Below are 12,324 nucleotides of genomic sequence, written 5' to 3' on the forward strand. Positions count from 1 at the left end.
AGCCCTACATAATCCCGTCCGATATCATCGATATACAGTCTGGTAATAGTTTTGCCGTTGCCGTCAAAGCTGCCCATAAATTTATTTATGTTATTTCCAATCGGCACCCAACCCTTGCCGCTATTAAAGTCGGTGTTGGACACGCCGTAGTTGGAGAGGTCGATGTCGGCAATAAGTTTGTAATATTTTGCATTATAGCTTGTGTTTCCCGCGTTCACAAGCTCCGCCAGCTTGGCAAGCTTTTCCGCTGTGCCGATTAGGTAGGGGCTTTCCACCGTGCCCGCACCGAGGAAGTTGAGGTCAGTACCGCCCGTGATATAGTCCGGCATATCTACCGACAATCCGAATCCGGGCAGCTTGCCGTTTTCGACTTCCCAGCCATTAGCGGTAGTGAAGCGGCCGCCGATGGTACCATCCGCTTTGATGGCAGTGGCGGTCATATCTTCGCCGTCAATACCATTGGCAAAGCTAGACGGAGTTTTCTTGCTACCGCCAACCATCACCGTCATGCCGCTAAAGGCAGCGTTAGCGATGACGTAGCCGCTACTATGGCTCCCCACTACGCGCCCGCAATCTTTGGTTCCCTCTACGTTAGGATTCAGTGCGACGCAGTTTTGCACAGTACCGTTGTCTTCTCCCACTATACCGCCGATGTTATTTGCACCATTGATATTACCGGTAGCGTAACAGTTTTGCACCGTACTCCCGAACCCAATTATCCCCGCTACGCCGCCGATGAAATTTGTACCGCTGATGCTGCTGGTGGTGTAGCAGTTTTGCACCTTACTGTATGTGCCAATATCACCCGCAATGCCGCCGATGTAATTGGTGCCGCTGAATGAGCCGCTAACCCGGCAGTTTTCAATCTCGCTATAGTATGCACAACCGGCAATACCACCGAGATAGGTTTCCGCATGGATACTGACCGCCGTCAGGTTTAGTTTTTTCATCGTAGCTGATTCGGCTATGCCGAACAAGCCAACGTAATCACGGGTGTTGTCGTTGATGTATAATCCGCTGATAATCATGCCATTGCCGTTAAAGCTCCCCTTGAACGGCTTGTCTGCCGTGCCGATCGGCTTCCAGCCCTTGCCGCCGTTGTAGCCTTGACCGTATGCGGAGAGGTCGAGGTCGTTCTTCAGCTTCAGGGATACCTTAGCTTTAGCGTCATTGAGCAGAAAGCTCTCCAGCCGTCCCGCATTGACCAGCACGGCAATCTCCGCCAGTTGGGCAGCAGTCGTAATTTCCAGCGGACTGCCGGCCGTACCGCCGCCTCCCATGCGGAAAGGCGCAAAGCGACTGGCCGTTTCGGGAATGAACACCGTGATCCGGGGCGCTTCCACGCCGCCTGCAAGGGTGTAGCCTTCGCCTGCCTGGGCAGTGAAGACATACAGCCCCGGTTGAGGGGCACCGGCATCATAGTCGTGATCGGCCTGCCAGATTACCGGGATGGCGGTGGCAGTTCCCTCCACCGTGCCTCGCACCGTTTCGGGCAGCATCGGTTCTGTGGTATTCTGCCAGCGGACGTCCTCCTCAAGTTCAGTAAAATCGGTGATTACTCCGCGGGCCGCTTCCGCCACCGTAACGGTAATCACGGGCGGCTCGGCACTCAGAGTATAGTCCGCGGTTGCAGCGGTGAAGGTGTACACACCCGCGGTATCGCCATCATATTTCGGGGAAGATGTCCAAGTCACGGGAACGAGGATATCCATGGTTACCGGCTCTGAGGCGTTTGTTTCACCGGTACCCTCCTGCCCGTCCTGTACTTGATTCTGTTCCTCTTGATTAGCCACGATAAATGCCGAACCTGTAACCGCGGAGGTATATACAGGATCTATAACTGAGTCAGCATCTTGTTCGGTCGATGTCAGGTGCACTGTCACCGCCAGCGTATCCGGCAAGTTTAGTTCGGATTCATCTGTGCCGGGGGGTACCGTCTGTGCCGCAATTTCCGGTGCCAGTTCCGCAAAGGCGACAATCTCACCGATGACTGAAGGCGGCACCTGATCGCCGCCGACCTGTGCGAGTTCCTCCGCTGCATATACGGGTATCTGCGCCACTGGGGTACCACCCAATACAAGCGTAAAGATCAGCAACAGTGACAGTATTTGAGAAACTGTTTTCTTTTTCACGATGAACCCTCTTTTCTCTAAAACTTTGCACATCTTTAAAATTCCAATAGCGCCTGCCAGGCCGTCACAGGCAATTGGGCAACCCTTAAGGTGCCGTGAGTGATTTGGCCTGCGTCTTCAATAATAAGGGCTGCACACCTCCTTTCCGAGTATTCACCGCAGTTTAATTATAGAAAAAAGCTTTAGCAGCAAACTATTGAACCGATGCTCAATTTCCGTAAACTATTGCTCTAATGAAAAAGACCTCCGTAACCAGCCAATGGTTAGCGGAAGTCTTTTTTGTATCTTTCTAATTTTTAAGGATCATCTTTCGGTATTGGGCAGGAGGCATGCCAACTTTTTGTTTAAATATCCTGGCGAATTTCCCGTTGTAATCCACGCCGCATTCGGCAAAGGCCTGAACCAGGGACAGATTGCTGTCGCACAGCCTTTCCTTAAGCTTACCAATCTTTACTTCCTGGTAGTAGCTATAAGGTGTCATGCCTGTATGCTGTTTATACAAACGAGAATAATGATATCTGCTCATGTGCACGATGCCCGCCAGCTTATCGATGTCAAATTCCTCTTTCCAGTGGTCATCTATGTATTCCTTGCCCTTTATAATTTCTTCCCTGTCCCGATAAGACCTGGAGGTGATGAATATAAACACAATAAACAACAACTGATTGTTGCTATCGCGTATAGGCAGAGCAGTCATGTTGTGGAACAGGCTTTCGTGAACTACCCCCTTATCATCTGCCAACCGCTCGATGATCTCCTGATAAGGTACTTTAACATCGTAGGCATGAACGGCTTCCCCCTGAAATGCCCGCAATACAAAGTCCTTTATCCCCCACCTTTCCAGGTGAGGATTAAGCATAATATTATGTTTTTTAAAAACTCTTTCCGGCTTCGATATTTTAGCGAACTTTAAATACTCATCATTGGCCAGGAGCATGGTACCGTCCGGGGCACAGATGTGCATCGGGAAGGGGAATTTTTTCACAATTTCCACAAACAGTTCCTTGTTTTCATACAAAGAGTCAAATGGCCATTCTTTATTATGTTGTCTTTGTTGAGATTCGCTTGAGATACGGCTTTGCTTTCGCCTTCTGTCCTCTGGTTTAACGGCATTCTGGGGAATGAGCCACAAATTGCCTTTTTTTACGGCACCGATTATTTTGCCCTCGGCACAGTACAGTGTCACAATCCTGCTGCCAAGTCCCCATTTTTCCCCGGCTTCCTTTACGGTCATATAGTCCATGCCTCACACCGCCTAAAGGTTAATCCTTACCATTAATATACTGCTGTATTTAGTATATTGCAAGAATTAGCAAACAATTCAGATTACAAAAGTTCAAATCTAAGCCATTTTTCATTCATAAAGATATCGACACTGCGTTCATCAACAAACTGGTAGCCATACTCACTACCAAAATTAGATTGATTATCTTGAGTAGGTTTTTCAAAAGGCTCTACTGTTGACGTTATTTCTCCATCCATGACTCCACATCTTGCTTTGATATCACTTTCTTTGCCGGTATCCTGATAGAGCTTCCCTTTAATCATGACCATGGGGGCTAAGTCAGCTGATTTCGTCCCCTCATCAACTGAAAATTCCGCTGCCAAATAGTATGTTTCATAATCTCCCGTACCCCGAAAATCCGATATGTTCTTCACGATACGATAGTCACCAGGCTCCAGCCTCCCATAGAGCCAGCTCCAATCAACTTTCTTTTCCCCATTCCCATCCGCAGCCAAACCATAACCAATATCATTAAATGCGTAATTATCAATAATGGTCGGAACCTGATACCATGTTTCGTTGACTTTCTTCTCCAGCAAGAAATAATTACCGTAGATACACTGCTTGCCTGAACTATTGGTAAAGCTTAAAGTCAAACCGGTTAAAGACATAGTCCCTTCCTTAACCCCCATAGTTACACCATCAAAGTTGTTGACGATTTCATAGGTGGTAGGGTTCCAGTCCGTTGCTTCAAGAGATTGATCGGCATCAGTTTTGATTATAGTATTGGTCCCTGCGCTTAAGCTGCCAACAGAGCTTGCGCATCCCGATAAAAGAGTTAAGCCTATAGCCACTGTGCATAATAACAAACAAGAATGCTTCTTCATATCAAAAAATCACCTCAACTTGTTAGACGCTGGTTAGTGGTATGATCTTGCTCCACCATCCCTCTCTGAACCAAATAATTAAAGGAAGATAAGCATGGAAAGAAAACTATAACACAGAGTAATGCTTATAGACTCTTTCACAGGCAAACCGTTTCCCCCATCTTTCTAGAACGGGATTCATTAGAATGTTATGTTTCTTATAAAGTTTATCCGGGTTCACTATTCTAGCAAACTCTAAAAAAGCTTCATTGGCTAAGAGCATGGTACCGTCCGGCGCACATATATGCATCGGATAGGGGAAATGCCTCACGATCTCCACAAAGAGCTCCCTGTTTTCATTATACTTTTATTATTCATAAAATTAAACAGTAGTTTATCCTTCTCCCTATTCTCCCAATAGATAGTTATTTTCTTTATAAGCTGATTCCAATGTTCTCATCTCGAAAGATTTACATCCTGAAGCGATAAAAGGATCCGCTTTGGCAATATCCCATTCCCCCTTTCTCCTTGCCCTGAGGGGAGCCAAAATCTATGATCTTGATAAAAACCCCGTCAATGTGAAACGATGGACGGAGTTGGAAAATGTCCGCATCTACTATGATTTTTTCAAACGATACGAAAATGAATTTGATCGTTAGAAACCTCCAAGTCAATGAAAAAAAGGAAGACCAGCCGCAAAAATAGGGCAGGATCTTCCTTTTTCTCTTTATATATATTTATAGTTTTATTTCACGGCGCTGAGGTCTACGGTAATCTGTTTCATCCTCCACTCTCCGGCAGCGACCCCCTCCGGCAACCCTTCGTAGATAAGCTGAGTTTCATTGCCGTTTGCATCGATTTCTACACCGCCGCCTTGGGTATGAACCAGTTTCAAGGTCGGCGTGATCGACAGAGTTTTCGCCTTGGGATCAAGGCGTTTAAAAGTGATGATATGTTCCATTTCCGTTATTTTATCACCGACTTTGCCATGTCCTCCATTTGTTTCGTACTCATAGATATTGCCTAAATCGTCCTTGATCTCCCAATCCATCTGCACCGATCTGGACAGATCGTTAGGGGCAGTCTCGGTGTAATACAAAATGGTATTGATGGGGGTTATGGAGAGGCGGTTTAAGCTAATGGCCACATCCTGAGACTTATCCAGATTTTCTTCAATTGTTACCACTTTATAGGCCAAAGTATTTAAAGACACGCTGTAATTCAGCCTGCAGGCTCTTGTCCTGTTTTCTCTTCCTGCTCCTTCATCCATTGCCCTTATACCGGAAACGCTCCAGCGGAACGAGAAGGAATCCCGGGCTTCTTCTTCGCTGAAAAACGTATAGTTGCTTTGCCCCACATAGACGCCGGGGCTGACCCTTCTTACCTGCTCACTACCGGAAATGCCACTGGTGGACTTTACATCGATGTCACTAAGCAATTGCGGTCTTTCTCCAAAATCTTCTTCGGTTTTTATGGTATAAGTCAGGGCTAAAGTCCTCCCGTCATAGACTCCTTGGTTCAATGTCACTTCAATGCCATTATCTGCCTTTACCATATTGATGTCCAGGGCACTTTCAGTATACAGATCATAGACACCGGTACGTCCGTCATCCAAAAACCGGAAAATATCGCCGATGACGGGAACTTCTCTGGCATAAGCAGGAAAGACCAGGCCAAAACCGGAGATTCCCACAGCCGCTATCATGACAGCGGCCGCAGCTACCATAGCCTTACTTTTTCTCCATTTCTTCTGCCCACCTGGGTGATCGGTTTTGGCAATCTTTTCTCTTACCCTTTTTTTGACTCTCGACTTTTCCAATTCATCCACCTCCGCCTCTTCAAACTCACCCAGGTCTATATCCATCTCATTAAAGAATTCATAGATATCTTTCACTGTTTAATTTCCCCCTTCTCCCAAACTCATGACACCCTTTATCAGTTGTTTTTTGCTTCTGTAAATCCGGTTATCGACAGCGGATTTCGTCAAGCCCAGTTTCCTGGATATCTCTTCCGAGGGCATCCCCCAAAGAAATTTCATAATAAATATGTTGCGATCAGTAGAAGAAAAGGAGTTTTTTCATCTCTTTGGTGTTTTCTTTAGAAAGCACCCGCTCCTCTGCCGATTCTTCCGGCGGAAACATGTCTATTCTCTCTTGATCGGAAGAAGGAATTTCAACACATTTCTTCTCCCGGCGATAAAAATCAATGGCCTTATATTTGGCAACGGCGCAGAGCCATTTGCGAAAATCCTCCTCCCCTTCCCCCTTAAATTTTTGCGCATTATACCAAACGGCAAGGAAAACATCACTTGTGCACTCCTCGATCAGCTCCCGTCTTCCTATGGGAAGCAAGACATGACCGACAATACCTTTCACCAAAGAAAAATATTCGTCCATGATAAATTCCAGAGCATCTTCCTCTCTATTTTTCAAGCGCCTTATATAATTGTCATTGGTCTTCATGGTTTCCCCCTTTTCTTGTAAAAGCTCTTACACTCTATATAACGAAGTAAAAGAAAACTTTTCTCAAAATAAATTAAAAAATAAGGTTTATATCAAAGCAATATGGCTATTTACCATCATACCAGTAATTAGAAAGAGATTCTCTAAAGCACCGCCAGCCCATTATTGCTTCACAAATTAAATAAGACCAGCCGCAATAATAGGGCCGGTCTTCTGCATTATCTTGATTTCTTACTGATCGATAATCTTTTCGTACTTTGCCATACTTCAATCTCCCCCAAATAACTTCGCTTCACAAACTATTGTTACTCTTAGTCGTACCAAAATTATATACCTCTTGCAAGACCTATTCCTACAGCAACCCCTGCAAACCCAATAATAATACTGAGTAGCGTATACGACATGGCCGTAACAAGGCTCCTCTCCTGAATAAGGGTTATGACCTCATAACCAAAGGTAGAGAAGGTCGTAAAAGCTCCAAGATAACCCACCCCGATCCCCAAACGCCAGATTGGATTCAGCGAGTATTTTTCGACCAAAAGAACATTGATAAACCCGAATAAAAAAGCACCGGCAATATTGATGATAAAGGTATGTAGCGGAAAACTCTGATTCCATTTATTTGCAATCCATAAACCAAGACTATAGCGTGAAAGTGCACCTAATGCACCTCCTATGGCTATGGCAATAAGATTTTGCACTAATTCCACCTCGATTTTCTTAATTTCCCGACTGAGCTGCCCTAAGATTTGCTCTCCGGGAAACAAAGATTCTAGAAATCGAATATCCCCCTAAAGCTATCCAAATGAAGCCAAAACTCAACGCATGTGCAGTAGTAAATTCTTCATGGTAGGCGAAAATACCCAGAAGCAGGCTTAACGTAGGAGAAATATATTGAATGAAGCCTATAATTGCAAAGGGAACATTCTTTGCTGCATGGGCAAACCATAGAAGGGGTATAGCGGTTACAATGCCTGACTACTCAAAATATCCCGCAATTACCATCTTAGCTATCGGGACATCTGCTGGTAGATGGTTCTACACCTCTTGATGTGCTATCCGAATATAAAAGCCTTGAGCTGTACTGATTAATGTACCTCAAGGCTCTTTATTTTATCATTATTGCTTCGTTAACATTTCCCGAAGCATTGCATTTACTACACCTGGGTTAGCCTGTCCCTTGGTGGCCTTCATAACTTGGCCTACCAAAAAGCCGATAGCTTGTTCCTTACCGGATTGGAAATCCTCCACCGACTTTGGATTCTTGGCAATAATCTCCGAAAGAATCCGGGTCAACTGTCCCTCGTCAGAGATCTGAACCAGCCCCTTCTCTTTCACGATTTGCTCCGGTTCTTGGCCTTCCTTAAACATTAGCTCAAAGACCTCTTTGCCGATTTTGTTGCTGATCGTACCCTTCTTAATCAGCTCAAGGAGTTTTGCCAAACGATCAGGGGTAACCTTAGACTCACTCAGTTCCATATTATGAGCATTCAAAAGACGTAAAAGCTCCCCCATAATCCAATTGCTGATTAATTTAGCATCGGGGAATTTTACCAGTACCGCATCAAAGAAATCGGCCAAATCTAGGGAGCTGGTAATCACGACCGCATCATAAACCGGCAGCCCATACTCCTCAACCAACCGTTTCTTACGGGCGTCGGGCAATTCCGGAAGTGTGGCTTTCATACCCTCGATCCACTCCGGTGTCAGTTCGATAGCAGTGATTTCATGATCAATGAAACATCGGTAATCCGGGTTTTCCTTATTGCGCATGGATACGGTGATACCCTTATTCTCATCCCAACCCCGGGTCTCTTGAGTCACCGCCCCCCCATCTTCGATGAGAGCAATCTGCCTTTCCACTTCATACTCGATGGCACGCTGCACAGCCCGGAAGGAATTCATATTCTTAATCTCGGTTTTGGTGCCAAATGCAGTAGTTCCCACGGTCCGCACCGAGACATTAGCATCGCAGCGTAGAGAACCCTGCTCCATCTTCACATCGGAAACACCGGTGTATTCTAAGATGGCCTTGAGCTTCTCGAGATAAGCTTTAGCCTCAGCACCTGAGCGGATTTCCGGTTCCGAGACGATTTCGATGAGAGGTATCCCCGACCTGTTATAGTCAACACAAGAAGAATGGGAAGTTGTGATGGATGCGCCTGAATGGACCAGCTTACCGGGATCTTCTTCCATATGGGCCCTGGTAATATTAATCCGCTTATTCCGACCATCTACTTCGATATCCAAATATCCCTTATCGGCAATAGGCCGGAATACCTGCGAGATCTGATAACCTTTAGGCAAATCCGGATAATAGTAGTTTTTACGGTCAAACCAGGTATGGGTGCCTATTTCGCAATTTAAAGCAAGTCCGGCCTTGGTAGCCAGCTCGACAACTTTTTTATTTAAAACCCCTGTGCTCCCGGGCAGCCCAAGGCAAACCGGACACACTTGAGTATTGGGCTCTTTGCCGAATTCAGTAGAGCATCCACAAAACAACTTGGACTGGGTTTTTAACTCTACATGAACTTCTAAACCAATAACTGCTTCATATGTACTCATGTTGACCCCCTATTAATAATTATTCACAGACTCCAAAGCATACCCTACCCTCAGCAAAATCTTCTCTTCAAAATGACGGGCGATCAGCTGCAAGCCTACGGGCATACCATCGACTAATCCAAAAGGCAGAGACATTGCCGGCAAACCGGCCAGACTAGCCGGTATCAAACAAACCTTGGACCGATACATAGCCAAGGGATCTTCTGCCATTTCTCCACATTTAAAAGCAGTTGTAAGAGTGGCAGGTGTTAAAAGACAATCTACCTTTTCAAAAACTTGAGCAAAATCCTCTTGGTTCAGAGTCCGAACCTTAAGCGCCTCGGTATAATACTCATCATAATGGGCAGAACTCAACACATGGGTGCCCAGCATAATTCTTCTTTTCACTTCTGTGCCAAAGCCCTGTCCCCGGGTCTTCATAAACATGTTCAGGACATCTTCCCCTTCAACCCTTAGACCATACCGCACTCCGTCATAGCGGGCCAAATTAGAGCTGGCTTCGGCACTGGAAATTGAATAATGGGCTGCTACAGCGTATTCCGCATGGGGTAAACTAACCTCAACACAGCCGGCTCCCAATTCCTCTAGTTTACTGATGGCTTCTTGAATTCTCGCCGCCACTTTTGGTGCCACACCCGCAGCAAAATATTCTTTAGGCAAACCGATTTTTAAGCCTTTAACATCATTGATCAGATTTTTTTTGAAATCGGGCACATCTACCAAAGCAGATGTAGAATCATAGACATCATGGCCGCAGATCTTGTTCAGGATCAGAGTCATATCTTTCATATCCCGGGAAAACGCTCCCATCTGATCAAGAGAAGATGCAGAAGAAATCAGGCCGGTTCTTGGAACATAGCCGTAAGTAGGCTTAAATCCTACCACTCCGCAAAAAGCCGCCGGCTGACGGATATCACCACTTGTATCTGTACCTAAGGCAAAAGCCGCTTCTCCAGCCGCTACAGCCGCCGCAGCACCTCCACCTGATCCTCCAGGTACCGCTGTGTAATCAATAGGATTCTTGGTCTTAAAGAATGCGGAATTCTCGGTGGAAGAACCCATACCGAATTCATCCAAATTAGTTTTTCCTACTAATATAGATCCGGCTTTCTTTAACCGGTCAACAGCTGTAGCATCGGCGGGAGGAATATAATTAATAAGTATTTTGGAGGCGCAGGTAGTCTTTACTCCTGCTGTGCAAATATTATCTTGAACGGCCATTGGAATACCTGCCAGTGAAGATAACTCTTCCCCCCGCATCCTTTTCTGATCAATAAGCCTAGCCTCAGCTAAAGCCTCTTCCTCTGTAACCGTCACAAAAGCTTGAAGGTCTTTGTCAATTTGCTTAATTCGGGCCAAATAATCCTGGGTTAATTCGTGACTACTGACCTCCTTTTTCTCCAGAAGTTCACTAAGCTGGTGAACTTTTAATGTATAGAATTCCATGAAAAGCCTCCTGTCTATATAATACGGGGTACTTTAAAAGCTCCTTCTTCTTCTTCCGGAGCATTGGCAAAGACCAATTTCTTGTCCAAACCGGCTTGGGGCTTGTCCTCTCGAAACACATTGATTATGGGGAGCACATGGGCGACCGGCTCTGCGGCACCTGTATCCGGTTCCTTCAACATGTCTAGATAGCATAAGCTTTCCTGAAGAGACTTTGCGTAAGCTGTTTTCTCCTCAGCAGTCAGTTCTAAGCGGCTCATGAGAGCCAATCGTTCCATATCTTTTTCGCTAATTTTCATTGGTTCACTTCCTTTACTAAAGCAAAATCATTCCCGGTTTCGCCAATATTCACAATTCAACAAATTAGGAAGAACTCCTTCTTGGGCATAACAAAATTCACTCGGCATTCAGCATGTCCGGTCCATACAAATTTGTACCGTGAAGCTATAGTCTTCCTAGTCTTAATAATCGTCTTTAATAAGCTTCTCAATAGTATTTACTTCATTCCGACTATCTAAGGGCTTAAGTGCCGGCCCTTCTATTATATCACCTTCATAAGTAAATCTTGAGCCATGACAAGGACAATCCCAGGAGGTCTCGGCGGAATTCCAGTTTAATTCACACCCCATGTGGGTACATGTCGTGTTTACTACATGTAGTGTCCCTTGTCCATCCCTGTAAGCACCGGCCCTTTGGCCATCGGCTTCAATTATTTTCCCCTCATTCAGTTTTATATCAATATCTTTCGGAAGAGGAGAAAGTTTGCCTTCAATAAGCATATCTGCCACATTAAGATTTTGCACCACAAAACTCTTAGCAGAAGCCCCTATCGTTTCTCTTGAAGGATTATAAACATCCTGCCAGGCGCTTTTTTCATAAACAATCAGATCTCTCAAGATCATTGAAGAGGCCATACTATTTGTCATTCCCCATTTGCCATAGCCGGTCGCAATATATAAATGGGGAGTGTTTGAGGTGAACTGTCCCACATAAGGCAGACCATCCAAAGTCATGCAGTCCTGAGTAGACCATCTATAAAGAATATCCTCAACCGGAAAGGTTTGCTTGGCGAAATCAACTAATGTTTTATAATGTTTAATTGTATCCTCTCCTTGTCCGGTTTTATGATGTTCCCCACCGACAAATACTAACTCACCTTGATCAGAGGCTTGGCTGCGTAGCGACCGGGCGGGCTCCTCCGCCGTAATATACATACCGCCGGGATATTTCTCGTTCATTTTGACAGCTACGACATATGAGCGATCTGTATAGATTCGTGTAAAGTACATGCCATGTTTGTTGTAGAATGGGTAATGCGAAGCAATAACAACCTTTTGGGCTGTTACTTTTGTTCCCTTACCAGTGGTTAAAACATACCCATCATTTTCTCCGTCATCCTCGATGTCTACAATCCTGCTTTGTTCGAATATCTGAACTCCGTTCCGGGTGATTTGATCGGCCAGTGCCAACAAAAATTTGCGTGGATGAAATTGCGCCTGATTATCGAAACGTACAGAGGCCTTAATGTCAAAAGGCAGCGGTATTTTTTCCAGATATGTAGCATTGATACCGAGTGAAGAGGCGACATTGGCCTCATCCGCTATATCCTCTATATATTTATCTTGAAG

At 45.3% G+C, this 12,324-nt stretch carries 9 protein-coding genes and 2 pseudogenes; 1 reads left to right on the forward strand and 10 read right to left on the reverse strand.

Annotated elements, in window-relative coordinates:
- The 3 genes from AC1U9U_RS12235 to AC1U9U_RS12245 form a co-directional block, all read right to left on the reverse strand.
- Positions 1-2,132 (reverse strand): GLUG motif-containing protein (locus AC1U9U_RS12235; protein WP_479960847.1); only part of this gene is annotated, 2,132 nt, incomplete at its 3' end.
- 289 nt (positions 2,133-2,421) lie between these two features.
- Positions 2,422-3,375: a helix-turn-helix domain-containing protein gene (locus tag AC1U9U_RS12240; RefSeq protein ID WP_479960848.1), complete on the reverse strand. Its 954-nt coding sequence runs from the start codon at positions 3,373-3,375 to the stop codon at positions 2,422-2,424.
- 83 nt (positions 3,376-3,458) lie between these two features.
- Positions 3,459-4,244: an immunoglobulin-like domain-containing protein gene (locus AC1U9U_RS12245; RefSeq protein WP_479960849.1), complete on the reverse strand. Its 786-nt coding sequence runs from the start codon at positions 4,242-4,244 to the stop codon at positions 3,459-3,461.
- Positions 4,245-4,732: 488 nt separating this feature from the next.
- On the opposite strand from AC1U9U_RS12245, the pseudogene AC1U9U_RS12250 reads away from it, so the two are divergent.
- Positions 4,733-4,882: pseudogene (locus tag AC1U9U_RS12250) on the forward strand (AAA family ATPase); the annotation flags it as partial.
- 86 nt (positions 4,883-4,968) lie between these two features.
- On the opposite strand, the gene AC1U9U_RS12255 reads toward AC1U9U_RS12250, so the two are convergent.
- The 7 genes and pseudogenes from AC1U9U_RS12255 to AC1U9U_RS12285 form a co-directional block, all read right to left on the reverse strand.
- Positions 4,969-6,117: a DUF4179 domain-containing protein gene (locus tag AC1U9U_RS12255; protein ID WP_479960850.1), complete on the reverse strand. Its 1,149-nt coding sequence runs from the start codon at positions 6,115-6,117 to the stop codon at positions 4,969-4,971.
- A gap of 3 nt (positions 6,118-6,120) precedes the next feature.
- A pseudogene (locus AC1U9U_RS12260) lies at positions 6,121-6,685 on the reverse strand (sigma-70 family RNA polymerase sigma factor).
- 326 nt (positions 6,686-7,011) lie between these two features.
- Positions 7,012-7,386: a fluoride efflux transporter CrcB gene (crcB, locus tag AC1U9U_RS12265; protein ID WP_479960855.1), complete on the reverse strand. Its 375-nt coding sequence runs from the start codon at positions 7,384-7,386 to the stop codon at positions 7,012-7,014.
- A 418-nt stretch (positions 7,387-7,804) separates the two neighbouring features.
- Complete coding sequence (gatB, locus tag AC1U9U_RS12270; RefSeq protein WP_479960851.1) at positions 7,805-9,250, reverse strand: Asp-tRNA(Asn)/Glu-tRNA(Gln) amidotransferase subunit GatB; 1,446 nt, start codon at positions 9,248-9,250, stop codon at positions 7,805-7,807.
- A gap of 12 nt (positions 9,251-9,262) precedes the next feature.
- Positions 9,263-10,696: an Asp-tRNA(Asn)/Glu-tRNA(Gln) amidotransferase subunit GatA gene (gene gatA, locus AC1U9U_RS12275; protein ID WP_479960852.1), complete on the reverse strand. Its 1,434-nt coding sequence runs from the start codon at positions 10,694-10,696 to the stop codon at positions 9,263-9,265.
- 14 nt (positions 10,697-10,710) lie between these two features.
- Positions 10,711-10,995, reverse strand: a complete 285-nt coding sequence (gene gatC / locus AC1U9U_RS12280) for an Asp-tRNA(Asn)/Glu-tRNA(Gln) amidotransferase subunit GatC (protein ID WP_479960853.1) — start codon at positions 10,993-10,995, stop codon at positions 10,711-10,713.
- Between the two features lie 162 nt (positions 10,996-11,157).
- Positions 11,158-12,324 (reverse strand): FAD-dependent oxidoreductase (locus AC1U9U_RS12285; RefSeq protein WP_479960854.1); only part of this gene is annotated, 1,167 nt, incomplete at its 5' end.

It is taken from the genome of Desulfitobacterium sp. (genome assembly GCF_982384815.1).